Source organism: Pseudodesulfovibrio sp. S3 (assembly GCF_004025585.1).
In the GTDB taxonomy this organism is placed as follows: Bacteria; Desulfobacterota; Desulfovibrionia; order Desulfovibrionales; family Desulfovibrionaceae; genus Pseudodesulfovibrio.
The window spans coordinates 170,190-188,313 of record NZ_QTZO01000005.1 but is presented as its reverse complement, the minus strand read 5'-3'; the positions used below and the strand labels follow the sequence as shown (position 1 = coordinate 188,313).

12 protein-coding genes are annotated in these 18,124 nt (G+C 56.4%); 7 read left to right on the top strand and 5 right to left on the bottom strand.

Features of this window, described 5'->3' with window-relative positions; all coding sequences use genetic code 11:
• Nucleotides 1-109: 109 nt before the first annotated feature.
• The 4 genes from DWB63_RS07780 (at nucleotide 110) to DWB63_RS07765 (ending at nucleotide 5,608) form a co-directional block, all read left to right on the top strand.
• On the top strand, nucleotides 110-1,540 hold the full coding sequence (locus tag DWB63_RS07780) for a HAMP domain-containing sensor histidine kinase (protein ID WP_128328253.1): 1,431 nt from the start codon (nucleotides 110-112) through the stop codon (nucleotides 1,538-1,540).
• A complete protein-coding gene (locus tag DWB63_RS07775; protein ID WP_128328252.1) occupies nucleotides 1,537-2,919 on the top strand; it encodes a sigma-54 dependent transcriptional regulator in 1,383 nt (460 codons plus the stop codon). Before DWB63_RS07780 ends, DWB63_RS07775 begins: the two co-directional genes overlap by 4 nt.
• A 116-nt stretch (nucleotides 2,920-3,035) precedes the next feature.
• A complete protein-coding gene (locus DWB63_RS07770; RefSeq protein WP_128328251.1) occupies nucleotides 3,036-3,989 on the top strand; it encodes a chemotaxis protein in 954 nt (317 codons plus the stop codon).
• Between the two features lie 29 nt (nucleotides 3,990-4,018).
• Nucleotides 4,019-5,608 (top strand): DUF885 family protein, encoded by a 1,590-nt coding sequence (locus tag DWB63_RS07765; protein WP_128328250.1) that lies wholly within the window; start codon nucleotides 4,019-4,021, stop codon nucleotides 5,606-5,608.
• A 37-nt stretch (nucleotides 5,609-5,645) separates the two neighbouring features.
• Here DWB63_RS07765 and DWB63_RS07760 read toward each other — a convergent pair whose 3' ends face one another.
• The 4 genes from DWB63_RS07760 to DWB63_RS07745 all read right to left on the bottom strand — a co-directional run bounded on the left by DWB63_RS07760 (nucleotide 5,646) and on the right by DWB63_RS07745 (nucleotide 11,557).
• Nucleotides 5,646-7,385, bottom strand: coding sequence for an HD domain-containing phosphohydrolase (locus DWB63_RS07760; RefSeq protein WP_128328249.1), 1,740 nt, complete (start codon nucleotides 7,383-7,385; stop codon nucleotides 5,646-5,648).
• Between the two features lie 31 nt (nucleotides 7,386-7,416).
• Nucleotides 7,417-7,797 carry a response regulator gene (locus DWB63_RS07755; RefSeq protein WP_128328248.1) on the bottom strand — a complete coding sequence of 127 codons (381 nt, stop codon included), beginning with the start codon at nucleotides 7,795-7,797 and terminating at the stop codon, nucleotides 7,417-7,419.
• A 104-nt stretch (nucleotides 7,798-7,901) separates the two neighbouring features.
• Complete coding sequence (locus DWB63_RS07750; protein ID WP_206613144.1) at nucleotides 7,902-10,427, bottom strand: ATP-binding protein; 2,526 nt, start codon at nucleotides 10,425-10,427, stop codon at nucleotides 7,902-7,904.
• A complete protein-coding gene (locus tag DWB63_RS07745) occupies nucleotides 10,415-11,557 on the bottom strand; it encodes an ABC transporter substrate-binding protein (RefSeq protein ID WP_128328247.1) in 1,143 nt (380 codons plus the stop codon). The genes DWB63_RS07750 and DWB63_RS07745 overlap by 13 nt, the downstream gene beginning before the upstream one ends.
• 401 nt (nucleotides 11,558-11,958) lie before the next feature.
• Here DWB63_RS07745 and DWB63_RS07740 point away from each other — a divergent pair, with 401 nt between their 5' ends.
• Both DWB63_RS07740 and DWB63_RS07735 read left to right on the top strand, forming a co-directional pair.
• Nucleotides 11,959-14,793 (top strand): SIS domain-containing protein, encoded by a 2,835-nt coding sequence (locus DWB63_RS07740; RefSeq protein ID WP_241648740.1) that lies wholly within the window; start codon nucleotides 11,959-11,961, stop codon nucleotides 14,791-14,793.
• Between the two features lie 619 nt (nucleotides 14,794-15,412).
• The gene (locus DWB63_RS07735; RefSeq protein WP_164879815.1) at nucleotides 15,413-15,916 is read left to right on the top strand and encodes a DUF1566 domain-containing protein; all 504 of its coding nucleotides are present in this window, start codon (nucleotides 15,413-15,415) and stop codon (nucleotides 15,914-15,916) included.
• 727 nt (nucleotides 15,917-16,643) lie between these two features.
• On the opposite strand, the gene DWB63_RS17265 is transcribed toward DWB63_RS07735, so the two are convergent.
• Complete coding sequence (locus DWB63_RS17265; protein ID WP_164879814.1) at nucleotides 16,644-16,997, bottom strand: hypothetical protein; 354 nt, start codon at nucleotides 16,995-16,997, stop codon at nucleotides 16,644-16,646.
• A gap of 158 nt (nucleotides 16,998-17,155) precedes the next feature.
• Here DWB63_RS17265 and DWB63_RS07730 point away from each other — a divergent pair, with 158 nt between their 5' ends.
• Nucleotides 17,156-18,052, top strand: a complete 897-nt coding sequence (locus DWB63_RS07730) for an alpha/beta hydrolase (protein ID WP_128328245.1) — start codon at nucleotides 17,156-17,158, stop codon at nucleotides 18,050-18,052.
• The last annotated feature ends 72 nt before the right edge of the window (nucleotides 18,053-18,124 follow it).

Here is an 18,124-nt window from a genome sequence, read left to right as displayed (position 1 = left end):
CGACAACAGGCACTGCCCGCCGCACCGCGCTGTCCGGCGGGCAGTATCGTCTCCCAGGCCGTCACCGCGCGCATTGCCCTGGCCCCGCGAATGAACTAAGAGACATGGCATGTCCCCGGTCCGCCACCTGAATATCGCCACCAAGCTCACCATATGGGCCTGCGCCCTGATCATTCTGTTCTTTGCCACCTCAGCCTATCTTTTCCGGCAGGTCAGGCATGACGCCGAGATCTCAAGCCGTCTGGTCACGGAAAACCACGACCTCGATTCCGCCATCCAGCGCATGCTGGAACGGCTCTACAGCGTCCAGGACAACATCCGGCGCTACCGACTTCTGGGAGGAGACGAAGCCGCCGTCGGATTCATCGTGGAAGACCTCTCCCGGTTCGGCGAAATCCTCAACGAGACTCTGAAAAAGCATCCCCAATACACGGCTGAATGGCAGGAACTGACTTCGGAATACGAAATAACCCTGGGCCCGGGCGAGACGTTGGGCGACAACCTGACCCCAAACGTGACTGTCCGGGACTGGACCGACATCCTGGAACAATCCCTGCTCGACAACGTGACCGACATGCAGGCCCGGCTGACCAGGCTTCATGAAGCAGGGCAACAGGCGGCGGATATCGGCCTGTACGGACTCATTGCCTGCCTGATTCTGGGCGTGGGAGGAAGCCTGCTCCTTGCCTACACCCTGAACCGCTCCCTGGCCGAAGTACGCACGGGCATCCGGGAACTGGGCACGGGTGCCACCCCCCGCGACGTACGCATCCTTTCCAACGACGAACTGGGCGAACTCGCCCTGGCCTTCAACGCCATGGCCGCCCGTCTGCGCCGGGAGGAACGTATGCGCGCCGACTTCATCGCCATGCTCTCCCACGAGATCAGGACGCCGCTGACCTCGGTCCGGGAGGCCGTGGACTTGATCGAGACCGGCGCCTTCGGCGAGGTCAACGAAAAGCAGCGGCAGTTCCTCAGGATTGCGGAAAAGGAATCGGCTCGACTGTCCGACCTGCTGACGCGGCTGCTCTCGGTCTCCCGCATGGAGTCCGAGGAGCTGGTGCTCCGGCCCGAAAGCATGGACGGGAAACGGCTCATCGAATCCACATTGGAACGGCTGCTGCCTGCGGCCAGGGCCAAATCCGTCACCCTTGAATCCCAGGCCGACGACGCCCTGACCCTGACGGCGGACACCGGGCACATCCGTCAGGTGCTCATGAACCTGGTCGGCAACGGCATCAAGTTTTCCCCGGAAGGAGGCCATGTCAGCGTCACCGGAACCGGACGCCGCAACGACATCCTGTTCTGTGTGCGGGACAACGGTCCCGGCATTCCCCCCGAGGAACAGGACCGGGTCTTCCATAAATACTACCGCGAACCAGGGGTACGTGACTCCATTGACGGCGCAGGACTCGGACTGGCCATTTCCAAGCGCATCATCTTGGCCCACGGCGGCCGCATCTGGGTAGAAAGCGAACCAGGGCAAGGCTCGAACTTCTTTTTTTCCCTGCCCTCCACTCCCGCAAAGGACATCGCATGAGCAAAAAAATTGACATCCCGACCATCCTGGTGGTGGACGATGACGAGAATATCCTCCAGGTGCTTGAGGCCAGACTCCTTTCCTCGGGCCTGACCCCCCTGCTGGCCGACCGGGCTGAAACCGCCCTTGAAATGTTGGCCTATGAGCCCGTGGATCTGATCATATCCGACGTGAAGATGCCGGGCATGGGCGGCCAGGGATTGCTCAAGGAAGTGATGGAAAACTGGCCGCACATTCCCATCATCATGCTCACGGCCCATGGGACCATCCCCGATGCGGTCGGGTCCATCCAGGCCGGTGCCGCCGACTACCTGACCAAGCCCTTTGACGGCAAGGAGCTGGTACGCCGGGTCAGGGCCAGGCTGGAAGAACGCCGAACCACGGCCCCAAGCAGCGGGAAATCGATTGATGCGGCCCCGACCGGACATTCTCCGGCCGCTGTAAACGGCTTGCTGGGCGGCAAAGCCCCGTCCATGGCCCGGTTCCTGGAATTGCTCGAACGCGTGGCCCGGTCCACGGCCCTGGTCCTATTGTTCGGCGAGTCCGGCACAGGCAAGGAAAAGGCGGCGCGAAGACTGCATGACGCCAGCCCCCGCGCCGACGGGCCGTTCGTTGTGGTGGACTGCGGCTCGACCCAGCCCACGTTGCTGGAGAGCGAACTATTCGGACATGTCAAGGGATCCTTCACCCACGCGGTCAAGGACAAGAAAGGACTGATCGAAGCGGCGGACGGCGGCACCCTGTTTCTGGACGAGATCGGCAACATTTCCCCGGACATGCAGACCAGGTTACTCCGTTTTCTACAGGAGGGCACCATTCGACGGGTGGGAGACAATGCCGAACGATCAGTGACCTGCCGAGTCGTTGCCGCCACCAATGCGAACCTGCCGCACATGGTCGCCCAAGGCCAATTCCGCGAAGACCTCTACTACCGGCTCAAGGTCGTCACCCTGACCATCCCACCCCTGCGCGAGCGCAAGGAGGACATTCCCGCCCTGGCAAAAGGATTTGTTGCCGAATTGTGCGCCCATCAGGAACGCCCTCCAGTGGTCATCTCTTCAGGCGCCATGGACATCCTGACCACCCACCCATGGCCCGGCAACGTCCGCGAACTGAAGAACACCCTGGAGGCCGCCCTGGTCTTCTGTCGGGGAGACACCATCCAGGCCGATGATCTCAACATCGAGGAGCCTCCTGCCGGTTCACCCGCAGCCAGAGTCCACGGCCTGTCTCTGGAAGACAGCGAACGGGAGGCCATCATCCATGCTCTGGATGCGTCAAAAGGCGTCAAGAAGGTGGCTGCAGACCGGCTCGGCATCAGCCGCAGGGCCATTCACTACAAAATCAAGAAATACGGAATCGACAATACAGAGGCATAGACCCTGTCAGTATTTCCACTGAGCCGAACACACAGGGTTGCGCCCGGCAAACCCCTTGTATATGTATTGGGTCTGGACACTGCCCAACTTTGTGGATTTCCCTGGAGACACCGTTCATGAGCGAAACCAATATCCTGCTTGAATCCGGCACCAACGAACTCGAAATTGTCGAGTTTTATCTGGACGAGACGCGCGCCTCCGGGAATTACCGTGGCTATTACGGCATCAACGTGGCCAAGGTGCTGGAAATCATTCAAATGCCCAACCTGACGGAAATGCCCGAAGCCGCACATGAATCGGTAATGGGTGCCTTCAACCTGCGCAACGAGATCATTCCGCTCATCGACCTGGCAGGCTGGCTGCATAAAAAACGTTCCGAAAACGATGCACCCAAGGTCATCGTCACCGAATTCAACCGCACCAAAAGCGCTTTTCTTGTCTCGGGCGTGACCCGAATCCACCGCATCAACTGGCATGAAGTCGAAGCACCTACCAATTATGTCTCCTCACTGACGGTCAATTCCATCACGGGAGTAGTAAAATTCACTTCCCGCATCATCTTCATCCTGGACATGGAAAAGATCTGCATGGAACTCAACCCCGAGGGGGAGCCTGTTCTCGAACCCGTAGAATCGGTCAAACAGGAAATCACCCAAAAGGATATCAGGGTGGTCCTGGTCGACGACTCCAACATGGCTCGCAAGATGATCGCCAACATCATGACCTCAACCGGCTTCAAGGTCCACACCGAGGAAAACGGGGAGCTGGCCTGGAAATACCTGCTCAAACTCAAGGCCAAGGCCGAAGCCGAAAACAAACCACTCGAAAATTTCGTCAACCTTGTCGTATCAGACATCGAAATGCCAGCCATGGACGGGCATACCCTCACCCGCCACATCAAAGAGGATGCCCTGCTGAAAACGCTCCCGGTAATCCTGTGCTCTTCCATCATAACCAAGACCCTGCATCACAAGGGCATTGCCGTGGGGGCCGACGAACAGATCTCAAAGGCTGAACTCGGAGAACTCGCATCCAAGGCTCTGAAATTACTTAGCGCGTCCAGAACTTGACCCGGACTGCCTCCAACACACACCACCTCATGAAAAACAAAACCGCCAAGAAGTTCTTTGCCTACGTGGCCAAGCACTTTCCAGTCATGTGTGCTTCCGGGGCTTTTCCCCTGATGCCGCCCGTATCGGATTCCTCCAAATGGATGGATCGCCTGGACGACCTTTCCTCAAAAGGCATTGAACGGCATCTGACCGCCTTGAACGACTTCAAAACGGATTTCCTTACGGCAGCGGACCGGGCAGCAGGACAGGAGGAAAAAGCAGAGGCCCTCGCCCTCACCCTGAGCGTTGGCGGCGCCATCACCGAACTGCACGACATCCGGGCCTGGGAACGGGCCCCGGAGCATTACCTGCTCGTCGCCTTTACCGGCCTTGAACAGGCGGCAGACATGCCCGCCAAGAGCGATCGACTGCGGCAAAAACGGTTCATAAAACGACTCCGGTCCATCCCTGCCCTCCTGGAGCACGCTCCGGGGAACATCGAAACCATCAGCGCCACCAGCCGAGCCACCTCCCAGACCATGATACGGGATTGTGCCCGCTATCTGACCGAGCTGGGCAATCACCAACTGGGCCGGGTCGGCAAGGCCCCCCACTTCCTGGCAGACGCCCTGGAAGCTCTCAAGGAATACGACCGGTTTGTGACCAGCCGCACGGAGACACCCGACAATGAAGGGCCATCCTTCCAGCACATCACAAAAAACGTATTCGGCACGGACAAGGCACCGCAGGACATCCTTGCCCTGGCCGAAGAAGAAATCGAACGAAGGCTCCAATCCCTGCATTGGCTCCAAACAAAAATCGGGGGGGGAGACTGGAAAACCCTCTACAACGAGTATCAGGGACCGCCCACCGACAACCTGGAAGCCCTTGATCTCATCGTCCGCGAGATTCACCGGCTCCGCAGCTTCGTGCAAAACGGCCCCCTTGCGGACACCTTTGCCGACACCGGACTGCGCGTGGACCCGCAGCCCCTGCACATGGCTTCCACCCTGCGCCCCATCCATCTTGACCCGGCACTGGGCGCATGGGAAAATGAATTTTCACGCTGCTACGTCAGCCCGCAGTTATTTTCCGGGAACCGGTTCAGGGACACCCCCGACCGCCTGGCCCGTATGCGCAAGGAATTCCCTTTCATGGCCGCCGCGCAGACCTATCCAGGCCGACACCTGCTCGATTCACAACGCCGGCTTCTGGGCGAATCTCCGCTCTCCCAGGTGACCAATCCGCTGTTCATGGCCGGGTGGCTGGCTTTTTCCGAAAACCTGCTTGAAGAGTTGGGGTATCTAGAGGCCCCCCTTGACCGGCTGGTTCATCATGTGCGCGGTCTGCGCCGGGCCACATTGGCAAAGATTGATGCCGGGCTGGCCATGAATACCCTGGACCAGGACCGCTGTCTGGAAATTCTGAGCGAAGCGGGGTTTTCGCGTGGAGAAGGACTCGGCACCATTCGGACCATCCGTCTCGCCCCAGCCAAGAAGGCCATGCCTATTCTGGGCCTGCACGAAATAACGGCCCTCCGAAAGGAATGGAAAATGGACCTCGGCCCGTTCTGCAAGACGCTCTTTGCCGGGGGGCAACTGCCCTTTTCCTGCATCAGACGCAAAACAAATCTGTAACAGACCCAATACTATTCGGAGAATACCCCAAACGGGGTTAGAGACCGGAGAGATTGCCCAGGGCCGATATGTGCGTGGCCTTGGTCACCTTGACTTGGTCGGACAGGGTTTCGATGCGCTCGATGTTGTTCAGGAAAAAAGCCGTCAGATCGGCGTCCAGCTTGCCTGTCGCCACTTCCTCGCGCAGGATTTTCACTGCCTCGCTCCGGGTATAAGCAGGCTTGTAGTGCCGTTCCTGGGTAACGGCGTCATAGATATCGACGATAGCCATCAAGCGGCTCTGAATCAGCAGCTCATCCCCTTTCAGCCCGTCGGGGTAACCTGATCCGTCCATGCGCTCGTGATGTTGGCGAATGATGGTCAGCATATTGCTGTAGTTGTCGTGCATGGGGATGTGTTGCAGGATGCGTTCACTTTCCGCCGGATGGCGTTGGATTTCCTTGCGCTCGTCCTTGGTCAGGTTGCCGTAGGACAACAAAAGATGCTCCAGTTCGTCTTCGTGCAGATACGGCAGGTTCGTCTCCCCCTTGCGCATAGCCCGCGATCCCAGACTCTTGATGAATTCCAGATCCTTGGATTCCGGCGTCATGGCCTTGTTCACATCGCATAGACATTCATAGGCCTCGGCCCAATTGAAATTGTCGAATTGTCCCATGAGTTGGAAACGGGCCCGGACGACTTCCATACGCCGTTCAGACAGGCGGGTGCGCTTGGTCAGCACCTCCTCCTTGATGCCTATCTTGCCGACGTCATGCAGGATTCCGGCATAATATATCTCACGCAGTTCATCGTCGGAGAATACAGTCCCTTTGTGACCGCCATCCTCGTTCATGGCATGGGCAAACGCCACGGCCAGGTGAGCCACACGCTCGGAGTGACCAGCCGTGAACGGGTCCCTGGAGTCAATGGCTTCGGCCAACGCCTGCAGGATGGCGTTCATCAGTTTCTGAATGCCCTCGAAATTGAATGAGTTGCTCACGGAAATGCCTGCCACCGAGGCCAACGTGGACAGGCTGCGCCGATGGGCGGCTTCGAACACACCGGTATTCTCCGATGCCAGGATGAGCACTCCCTCGCAACGGTTGGGGGAACTGATGGGAATGAGGATCATGGAAGACAAGCCGGGCAGTTCGTTGTCCCACCGCTTTTCCTTGGCCAGGTCGTTGACGATCTCACCGTGGCCCGAATGAACCACCTCGTTGAACAGGGCGCTTTCGGCCATGGGTTGTAAATAACTGCCAAAAGGAAAGCCGAATTGAACGGCCAGGCGGAACATCTTTCTGCCCGGTTCCAACAGAAAAATCATGCCGCGCTCGCCGGGGTAGTTTTCCAGGCGGCATTCGTCGATGAGTGCGCTGACCACATCGCGCATGTGCAGGGATGTGTTGATATTCGGAACCGACCGATGCAGCAGGGCCAACTCACGGTACTTGGCCAGGGCTTCCTCGGCTATGGACCGTCTGGCCCGCTCCATGTCGATGAGTTCTTGAATGGAATAGGCTATGAAATCAAGCAACCGCCCAAAATCGGTCGAAGAGCAGGACGGCGCAACTCGAATGGCAACACACCCGGAATGAATATCGTCATACTGAAGCGGCGCGACAAGCACGCCGGGTTCGTTCTCTCCGAAGCCCGTCATGGAATCAGTGCCTTCCACGATGACCACTTCGCCGTCATACTTCATGGCCAAAGGGCATTCGCCGCCAGCCATCTCATGGGCCTTGCGCAGAAAATTCCGCAACACGCCCGGACGGATGTATTTTTTTAACGGGGTCATAGGGAATTCAGCAGCACCGGGAAAAAATGGTTTACAGCTCTAGCAGTTCTTTCGAAACCCGCAAAATCTCGTCGGGATCAAAAGGCTTGGTCATATACATCATGGCTCCCAGCTTCAGCCCCTGCTTGCGGTCCACTTCCTGCCCCTTTGCCGTGAGCAGAATGATCTTCACATCCTGAAGATTGCTGTCATCCTTGACGATGCGGCAGACCTCGTACCCGTTCATTTTGGGCATCATTATATCCAAAAAAACCAGATCAGGACGCTTGCTGCGAATGAACTCAAGACCCTCCTCCCCGTCGGAAGCCGTGAACAGTTCGACCTCGAACTCGTCTTCGAGTTCCTCAAGCGTCTGCTCCAGCAACATTTTGATATGCACCTCGTCATCGACTATGAGGATTCTCTTGGTCATTGCAAAACTCCTTAAGAAGCCGGTTGAAACAAATTGTCATTATTAATGACCATCACAATAAGTTATGCCACAAGAGGGTTTGACCTCGCAATCGGAATCACGCATTAATCCGTTATTCTTCCAGAATAGGCTGGCAGGATGATGACGGCAACCCCCGGCAGATGGGTCAGCCTCTCCAACTCGATCCTGTCGATTTCTGCGTTAGGAATAAAAACCGTTCCGGTAAACCCTCGGTCTACCATACCCCAAAACTCTTCCGTGGAAGAGAAAGTCACTTCACCCGTGCACAGGATCATCAGCCCATCCAGATCACATTCCTGCTTGTTCCCGAGCACAATGCACGACTTGCAGCATTCCTTTTCCCTGAGCAGGATGCGGGCGGCCTGATTCAGTTTGATCTCATCCACCGGCTTGACCAGTGCCATGTCGCCGGCCTCGCCCTCAAAGCCGCTCAGCGCCGTGATCACCAGAATGGGAATATGCCGTGTGGCCGGAATAAGGCGCAGCCTGCGGATGACCTCATGACCGTCCATACCCGGCATCATGAGATCCATGGTGATCAGGTCCGGCAGTATTTCCTGAGCCGTCTTTATGGCGTCCGGGCCATTCAGGACTTCACAGACCCTGAAGCCCTGTTCCTCGAAAACCTGTGCCAAAAAACGGGTCAGGGAAGGGTCGTCGTCCACGACCATGATCAGGGAACTGGCGGCACCCTCCCGTCCGCAGCCCCGGCCCTGCGACCTGCGATGGTCCTCGACCTGGCAGACGGCCTTGCCTTCGGCCCCGATCGCCGGAGGCATTCCACTGACAGGGATGGAAAAATGAAATATGCTGCCCTTGCCGGGGAGACTCTCTGCCCAGATACGCCCGCCATGGCGTTCCACGATCTGGCGGCAGATAGGCAGCCCCAGCCCTGAGCCTTCGGGTTTGCCGGTCAAGGTGTCTCCCACCTGCTTGAACTTGTCAAAGACCAGGTCCAGTTCCGCCAGTTCAATGCCGGAACCCTTGTCGGCCACCGACACCAGCACCGATCCGCCGTCCAGAACGGCCGTACAGACGATAGGGCTTGATTCCGTGAACTTGACGGCATTGGAAATAAGGTTGACCACCACCTGCACCAAGCGGTCGTAATCGCCGTACACTTCCGGCAGGCCGTCCTCTACGCGGGTCTCGACCAGAAGGTTCTTGGCGCCCCACAGCCCCCGTGTGGCTTCCTTGGACTGCTCCAGGATCTTGGACATGGAGACGTTCCCGTCCCGCCACATCAGTTCCCCTGCCTCCATCCTGGCGATGTCCAGGACATCATTGATCAATTCCGTCAGCCGCTCGGCCTCGGAGACTATGATCTCCATGTTGCCGCGCACCTGATTGACGGGCTTCACGACTTCCGCATTGTCCGCCAGAAGCGGGAAGATGACCTGCTCCAGCTTCTTCTTGATGATCTTGGAAAAGCCGAGCACCGATGTCATGGGCGTTCTCAATTCATGGGACACCGTTGATATGAAGTCCGTCTTGAGCTGATCCAGCTCCTTTTCGCGGGTGATGTCCCGGATGAGAATGACCCCGCCGAGACACTGCCGGTTCGGTTCCTCGATGAAGATGGAAGACCCCACGGCCTTGCCGGTCCTGCCCCTGGACAGGGGGATCTCGGCGGACAGTATCTCGCTGTCGCACTTCCTGATCTTCCTGGTTATGCCCACGACCTCGGGCGGAAAGACCACGGACGAGGCCAATCCCGCATACGACGGAGCCTTGAGATCGAAAAACTCCCGCATTGCCGGGTTGATGACCGATATCTCCCCGCTCACGCCGACCACCAGCAGACCGTCCGCCAGGTTGTCGATGATGGCTGCGAGGTAGGCCATGTGATCCCGCAGTCCCACGGTTGCCTTGTCCACCTCGCTCTCCATCTCTGAAAAAAGCAATGAAAGTTCCTGGCCCATGGACTGCATGGCTCTGCCGAGCAGGTCGAGTTCGTCCTTGGTCCTGATGTCGATGGAAGCGGAAAAATCATGTGCCGCCAACCTCCTGGCATACTCCGTCAACTGATGAAGCGGGCGGGAAATTCGGCGGGACATCAGATAGAGGATGCCGACGCAACCCCAAAAGACAAAAAACAGCAGGCCCTGCATTCTGATCACCGCCTGCCAGAAATAGCTCATGATCAGTTCCCTATCCATGCCCACGTGCACGTACCCGGCCACGCCCGCCAGAATGGGCTCGCAAATGTCGATCACCCGACCGTAGGGTTTGATCTCGATGTCCGAAAGGGTATGTGCATGTTCCGAATTGCGGAACTCGCGCAGAATGGAAGGCATTTCAGGGACAAAGGTATGCGAAACCACGAATCCTTCCCTGTCCACGACAAAGACGTAGGCCACGCCGTCGATCTCGTGGTACTGATCGATCATGGCCTGCACCGTGGCCGCATCGCGGTTCAGCAGGATTTCCTGACTGGCTCCGGCAATGGACCTGGCTATGGCGATCCCCTTGCTGATATATTCGCGGGTCATGTGCTCATGCAGGGTCCAGGCCGCAAGCGCAGAGGTCAGGGTGGAAATGACTCCGAACAGACAGAACGCAAGAAGACCGGTCTTCTTGAACAGAGACATGCCCCTTATTTCTGCCATGTCTGCCACTGCTCCGCGTCAATGGGAACGAACTTCCGATCATTGACCGTGGTAAAATAGACCCGATCCAGTCCCTGATGCCTTTCAGGGCCGAAACTCACCGGGACGTCTATGCCAAGATCCGCTTCCCGTATGGATTCGGCCGCATGTTTGAGTCCTTTTGAGGGATTGCCGTCATATGTTTTCAGAATGCATGCCATGACCTTGGCGTTGAGGAATCCCTCAAAACTGGTAAAACTGTAGCGCAGGGGCGTGTAATGCTTTTCGGCCAGCACCGGCGGCACCGGCATGAACCGGTCCATGAAATCGCGATATTCCCGGACAGCGGGCAAGCTCACATCCTCGTAACTGGGGACCACCTGGGTATTGATGAGGTCGACCGTATAGTCCCGTCCGGCCGCTTCTCCAGCCGCCACCAGCAGTTTGAGCAGATTTTCACTGCCCACAAACGAGACATTGGCAATGGGAACGTCCAGGCCCATGTTCCGGGCATCGCGGACAAAGGCGGCGCAGGCGGCATAGGAGCCGATGGACAGCACTGCGTCGGGGTTGGAGCGCATGATGATTTCCACCTGCTGTTTCATGGACGTGCCAAACGGCGCCCCGCGCCTGTAGGTGGCTTCGCTCGCCAGTTGCAGTCCCCTGGCGGCCAGGGCGCGGCGAGCCCCGTCCCATCCACTGCGGCCGTAAGCGTCGACCTGATAGAAAACCGCCAGGCGATTACGACCGAGATCGGCGAACCTGTCGACCAGGCCGGACAGTTCCTGCCGATAGGAAGCTCTCAGGTTGAAAACATAGTCGACGTAAGGAGGCTGCCGCTGCGGCTCGGCCCCGGTAAAGGGAAAGAACATGAGTTTCTGATATTCCCCGTATCCCTTGAGAAGAGGAAGAACGCGGGTCACCGTGGGCGTTCCGACATAGTTGAACAGGCACAAGACTTCACTCTCTTCCAGAAAATCGATGGTATTCTTTATGGCCGGATCGGGCTGGTACCCGTCGTCCAGGGTTTGAACGGTCACCATTTTGCCATTGATGCCGCCCTGATGATTGAGGTGTGTGAAGTACGCCATGGCCCCACGGTAGACCTCCACACCGAGCCCGTCGCTTGGGCCGGTGAATGCGGCTGACATACCGAGTACGTACTTATCGAAGGCACGGGCTGGCTGACCCCAAACAAAAAAACAAAGCAGGCCAAGGACGCACAGCAATGGCAGCCGCAACTTCCAAGAGACACAGTTTGCACTGCAAGCGCCTGCTTTTTCAATCTGATTCACGAATTTGTCCTATTTCTTTATTGCATAGCATTTCATTTCATTATTGAAAAGACAGTTAGAACCAAAAAAGCACTCAGGAAACCCGCCGTCTCCCCTTCCAAGACCATCCCTGTCCAGACTTTGTTCCGACCACCCTTCGAGCTTGCAAAGGCCTGCCATGTGCAGTAATTCTTCAACCGAACGCAGGATGCCCGGCGCGCACCATGCGACCGTCGCCGCATATTGTCCCACGATCCGAAACCATCCATCAGGAGTTTATGACCGCCATGTGTGGCATCGCCAGTTTTTTAAGCAACAACAAATGGTTGGACAGGCCAGACACCGACTGGCTCTTCACTCTTGAAACCGCCTTCGACGACATCCGCAACACCAATGATCTGCTTGAGGCCGCCGTTCCCATGACGGCCCTGGCCGACCATTTCTATGAACTCATGGCCTTTGGCCTGCACCTGCTGCTCGTGGCCGACCCCGACACCAGACGCGCTGTCACCGGCATCCGCGACACCATCAGGAATCTGCGCAACGCCGCGGCGGTCAAACTGGAACAGGGGCCGCGCACCGACGAATTGGAAGCACTGCGCGAAACCCTGGACGACTATCTCTGGCAGATCGACCAGGAGGTCCTGACCAACGCGGACCGCACCCTGGCCCTCATGCCCGAAGCCCTGTCCCGGAACACGGACGCCCGCGATCGTCAGTTCCTGGCCTGGGGAACGGAACAGGTACTTCAGGCCATAGACAAGCTCGAAGTGCGCGGCCGGGACTCCGCTGGCGTGGCCGTGGCCTTCATCCTGCCCAGGGACAAGGACCCGGAACTCGCCCTGACCAAGGAACAGAAGACGGAGCTGTGCGACCGCTGCTCCATCGGCAACGCCGACACTCGCCAGGTGCTCGTGCGCAAACTGCCCGATGGCCGGACCGCCTGCCGCTTCCTGTACAAGGTGGCACAGCTGGTGGGACAGCTCGGGGACAACGGCAGCGCCCTGCGCGACTTCATCAGAAACGACGAACTGCTCTGGTCCATGTCCGAGGGACTGGAAACCCTGAATATCATTGCCCACACCCGCTGGGCCTCCAACGGCATCATCTCCGTGCCCAACTGCCACCCGGTGGACGGGTTGGTCGAGGGCGACATCTCCACCGGCCTGGAAAAGACCATGTTCGTGCTCAACGGTGACGTGGACAACTACCGGACCCTGGTTGAGGAAACCGTCCTCTCCAAGGGCGCGCATATCCCGTCCGTAATCTCCACGGACGCCAAGATCCTGCCCGTGCTTTTCCACCTGGGCGTGGACGAAAACGGCGATGCCGAGGAGCGGTTCCGCAGCGTGCTCAAGCAGTGCGACGGCTCCCTGGCCGTGGTCATGCAGAACCTGAGCGACTTCGACTCCCAGTTCCTCGCCCAGAAGGGATCAGGCCAGTCCTTCTACATCGGACTGACCCGGGACGGCTGGCTGGTGGCTTCCGAAGCCTACGGCATGGCCGCCCGCGCGCGTTCCTCCTACCCCATCGCCATACACCAGCAGGGCGGAGTCTCGGTGGTGCTCAAGGATTCGGACCCGGCAGGCAGCATCCCCACGGCCCGGTATCTGGACTCCGGCAAATCCGTGAAGCTGGCCGAAGAAAAAATCGAAATTTTCTCCAGAGACATTTTCCGGGGCGATTACACTCACTACATCGAAAAGGAAATCCACGAGGCATCCGATTCCGTGCGCAACACCCTGCACGGAAAATATCTCAAGAAAAACGGTGGCGTGGAGTTCCTTCCCGAAGGGTTCGGCAAAGGCCCGGCCCTGGTAAAACGGTTCCGGGATACCGACAAGCCCATTAAGCGGATCATCTGCGTGGGTCAGGGTACCGCTGCCGTGGCAGGTATGGCCGTAGCCCAGCTGCTCAGGCGCACCCTGGCCGACACCGACATACGAATCGAATCCTACACCGGGTCCGAACTGGTCGGTTTCATGGGCGACGAACGCATGGACGACGTCTTCCTGATCCCGGTCTCGCAGAGCGGTACCACCACGGACACCAACCGGGTGGTGGACCTGTGCCGCGACCGCGGCGCCTGGGTGAACTGCATCGTCAACCGGCGCAATTCGCCTCTGGTCCAAAAATCCGACTCCTACATCTACACCAGCAATGGCCGCGACGTGGAAATGGCCGTGGCCTCCACCAAGGCCTTCTACTCGCAGATCGCTGCGGGCAAGCTCCTTTCCCTTTGGCTGGCCGACGTGCTCAAGACCATGGGAAAAAAGGCCATCCTCACCGAGATCCAGGCTCTGGAAGCCTTGCCCGGCAAGATCGACGAAGTGCTGACCGGGAAGGACTCCATCGCCGAAGTGGCGAAGAAATACGCCCCGGTCCACCGCTATTGGGCGCTGGTCGGCAATGGCCGGAACTGCATCGCGGCCCAGGAAGTGCGCATCAAGCTCTCTGAACTGTGCTACAAGTCCATCCCCTGCGACGTGACCGAAGACAAAAAACACATTGACCTGTCCACCGAACCGCTGACCCTGGTCATGGCCTCGGACCTGCCTGAAATGGTTGTCATGGACACGGTCAAGGAAGTGACCATCTTCAAGGCACACAACGGTTCGCCCATCGTGTTCTGCGCCGGGGATGAAACCCGCTTCGACCATGTGGCCGAGGCAGTCATCAAGGTACCCCGGGTGGGCGGCGGCCTGGACTTCGTCCTGGAAACCGTTGCCGGTCACTGGTGGGGCGTGTGCGCGGCCAAGGCCATCGACAGCCATGCCGAGCCCTTCCGCGCGGCCCGCGTGCTCCTCGGCAAGGTGATCGAGGACACGGCGAAATGGGACCGCAAGGAACTGCTGGTGGCCCTCAACAACTGCATAGACCGCATAGCCTCCGGGGCCACGGACTCTGCCCTGCCCGCACGGGTGGCGGCATCCCTGTCCAACTACATGCTCTGGCTGGTCAACCAGTCCGAAGCCATCTGCGCCTCCGAAGCCAGACTGGCCGACATCCTGACCATCCTGAACAAGGCCATAGAGGAAATGACCCGGCCCATCGACACCATCCGCCACCAAGCCAAGACCGTGACCGTGGGCATAAGCCGACCGCAAGGGTAGACAACTTGTGGGAAAGTAATAAAGTTCTATAGCAAGTAATAAAGTTGTTAACAAAAGCCGCTTCTGGCGCTCGTAAAAAGAGCAAGCCAGGAGCGGTTTTTCAGAACTTTTTTTGCGGAGGGGGATTCTCACGCCGGCCATGAGCAGGCTAGGTCAAAGAGCAAAGGAAAGGCCCGGTTTGACCGGGCCTTTCCAGCTAATAGATATGTATGGTGTCCCCCTAATTCCGTGTCCCCCTAATTCCCACCCCTAATTCCCGGCTATAAACAAAAACCGCAGATCACATAAGTCTTCACAATACAACCATTAGCAATATTACGCGAAAAAGCTAAAATATAAGACCTGACCCCTTTCTTCCTACACGTGAAAGAACGTGAATTCCTGGAGTTAAGCTGAATTGTGTGAATCGGGACGAGAGTGAATACGTATCGCCTAGAACATCGTATGGGCTGTATTTTATTTGAAAAAAACAGCGGGAGATGCTTCGCATAGTTGTATTCACTTGTATTCACATGGAATCAAATTGACCGGAGAGTCGTAAATGCGTTTACTTGTTGTGTAGCCATGAACTGTTTGGCGGGGGGGCTATGTATTTTTTGTCGGTGCCCCTACCTTTTATGTGGCGGATAAAAAAACAGGAGGAATTATGCGGATTATTTCATTGAAGGATACGCGGCTGATTGCCCAAGTTGTTTTATTGTGCGTGGCAATGCTCGTTGTCAGTGCCGGGGCTGGGTTTGCGGAATCATTTGTCGACAATAATGATGGCACGGTTACGGATACAATGTCCGGATTGATGTGGTCAAAAAAACCGGCTCCTGGTGGGCCTGTTCAGTGGGAGCAGGCTAAGTCCATAGCCTCATCCAGCAGCTTTGGCGGGAAAGGCGGCTGGCGGGTTCCGACCAAAGAGGAACTTGAGGAACTTTATTCTCATTTGAATAGCGGCAGTAATCCCTTTGATATGGGATTCCCTTCATCTATCCCGCACTGGTCGAGTACTGCTTACGATCGTGGTTTTTGTGATGGGTGTCAGTATTTTGTAGATATGCACTCAGGGAAAGTAGAAGTACATCGCCCTGTAGGAATCTACTCATATGTGTGGCCTGTCCGAAGCGGTAACTAAACAGGCAAATGGGGTCAGGTCTTATATTTTAGCCTTTTAGAATGGGAAAAGCTGAAATACAAGACCTGACCCCGCTCTTACATGTTGTATGGGGTAAATTAAAATTTCCTACTATAATGCACTCTTATTGTGAATTCACAAATCATGCACGCTGAGAGTAGCATAAATATTGAGTCGTAAATATCAAAATGCTGTTTTATTGCCGTTAGCAATGCGACGGTAACGTAAAAAACTAAAGTAGCTATTAGCACTGTTTTTTTATTGTGCTTCAACTTTAACGAGCCACTATTAATGCTCGCACAATATTTGACGTATTTATTTTGGGAAAAAATAAATATGCCCTGTAATATAATATACAGCAACAATGCGCTAAATGTAGAAAGTCGAACATTAAATGGTGTTTCTTGAAAACAAAACGTCACAACTGTAAGAAATATATATGAAATTAAGAGAAATATGCCTGATATCGGCATCGTATTGTCTGCGAATGATAGCATTTTTCTGTTAATTGGGATTGTCTTTGTGCATCTAAAATGACTCCTACTGTCAATTGATAAGGAAAGTGGAATCAGTGACAGCGCTATAGATGCAAACAAAAAAGAGTGGAATGTCGAATATAATGCGATTGATGCAAGCGCAACTAATATTGACAGCGTATACCTATAGACAAAGCAGTATTTTGGTGCGGCTAATTTTCGCAAAAGCTTAAACCTCTTTTAGCGCTCAGCTACAGCTCCTTGACGATCGGCTCATGGAGGCCAGGCTCTAGTTGAATATATTTTAAATTTTGATCAGGAAATACCTGCGACTTTACGGAGCTAATAAGGTCTTCATGAGCCCCAAATGGTGAGGCAATATCCATTAAGCCTACTGACCCCACTATAATGAAGGCCTGTGTGATTTGCGATTTCCTGCTGCTTATAACCATATCCGAAGCGGGCTTGCCATTTATGATCCGTAGCACAGCAAATGCTAAGATAAAAGACCTGACCCCTTGCTTCGGACCCATTGGTTCATCCGGCCAGGGCGTCCTTTGATTCGTGAATGCCCACGGCGCTAAATCCGGGGATACAATACTCATGAAAACAGTATCGTATCCCCGGATTTTGCATTCAAGAGGCAGGGACTTCCGTAAGGAGTCCACCACGAGTTCGTCGTTCCTTTTGGCGCGGACTTGCCTCATGCATCTATCTGTGACAAGCCAAAAGGGTGCCCCCCCCTCTTGCAAGGACAGTCCGCATGCAGCAGCGATTTATACTCTTTCTTTGTGCGTTGGTTCTGTTTGCCTCTTGCGGTTGTGTTGCCCGTCAGGACCGGCAGACTGTCCAGGAGCAGACAGCCAGCGTCAACGGCGTGCAGCTTGGATACCGTATTATCGGCAGCGGCCCCCCTCTCTTGTTGATCATGGGCTATGCCGGAACCATGGACGTGTGGGATGCCGACATGGTGGGGGAATTGGCGCGACAGAGGGCCGTAATCCTGTTCGACAACCGCGGCATGGGACATTCAACCATTGACGACACGCCGTTAAGCATGAAGCTGATGGCCTCGGACGCAGCGGCTTTGCTGGATGCCATCGGAATCGAGCGGGCCGACGTCATGGGATGGTCCATGGGGTCGATCATCGCCCAGGAAATGGCGCTCGCGTACCCGGACAGGGTCGGCAAGGTCGTGCTCTATGCAACGGCCGTGGATTCGGCCCCGGTCAAAGCCGCATTGGATGGAATGGGAGCCCTGAGCCATGAGGAATTTGTGGCTCAACTGTTCCCCGACGCCTGGAAAGAACTGCATCCCGATATATATTCCCAACTCCCTTCGCCCGCCATTGCACCGCCGCTTGAAGTTGTCCAACGACAATATGAAGCCTTGACCAACTGGTCCGGGACCAGAGAACGGCTCGCTTTGATGGACAAGGATACACTCGTTGTTGTGGGACAGGATGACCGGATTACGCCCCCGGATCAGGCCCTGGCTGCCGTCGGTCTCATCAAGGGGGCATGGCTCGTCCGATTCAAAGGGGCGGACCACTGGTTGATGTATCAGGCCGGAAAAGACCTGGCCTTGGAGGTTGAGCATTTTCTTGGTGCGCGGGAGAACCTGTTGCTCCGCCGAGCGAGTGGATCAGAGGTAGAATGAAGACCCAGAATATGAAAACCCTGGAAATATAACACCAATAAAAACAATATGGTGTCCCCATATTTTCAGCCG

Coding starts and splice junctions, on each gene's coding strand:
- DWB63_RS07740 (WP_241648740.1), top strand. CDS start 11,959: ATGACCGCCATGTGTGGCATCGCCAGTTTTTTAAGCAACAACAAATGG.
- DWB63_RS07755 (WP_128328248.1), bottom strand. CDS start 7,797: ATGACCAAGAGAATCCTCATAGTCGATGACGAGGTGCATATCAAAATG.
- DWB63_RS07750 (WP_206613144.1), bottom strand. CDS start 10,427: ATGGCAGAAATAAGGGGCATGTCTCTGTTCAAGAAGACCGGTCTTCTT.
- DWB63_RS07775 (WP_128328252.1), top strand. CDS start 1,537: ATGAGCAAAAAAATTGACATCCCGACCATCCTGGTGGTGGACGATGAC.
- DWB63_RS07770 (WP_128328251.1), top strand. CDS start 3,036: ATGAGCGAAACCAATATCCTGCTTGAATCCGGCACCAACGAACTCGAA.
- DWB63_RS07730 (WP_128328245.1), top strand. CDS start 17,156: ATGCAGCAGCGATTTATACTCTTTCTTTGTGCGTTGGTTCTGTTTGCC.
- DWB63_RS17265 (WP_164879814.1), bottom strand. CDS start 16,997: ATGAGTATTGTATCCCCGGATTTAGCGCCGTGGGCATTCACGAATCAA.
- DWB63_RS07765 (WP_128328250.1), top strand. CDS start 4,019: ATGAAAAACAAAACCGCCAAGAAGTTCTTTGCCTACGTGGCCAAGCAC.
- DWB63_RS07780 (WP_128328253.1), top strand. CDS start 110: ATGTCCCCGGTCCGCCACCTGAATATCGCCACCAAGCTCACCATATGG.
- DWB63_RS07760 (WP_128328249.1), bottom strand. CDS start 7,385: ATGACCCCGTTAAAAAAATACATCCGTCCGGGCGTGTTGCGGAATTTT.
- DWB63_RS07745 (WP_128328247.1), bottom strand. CDS start 11,557: ATGTCAGCCGCATTCACCGGCCCAAGCGACGGGCTCGGTGTGGAGGTC.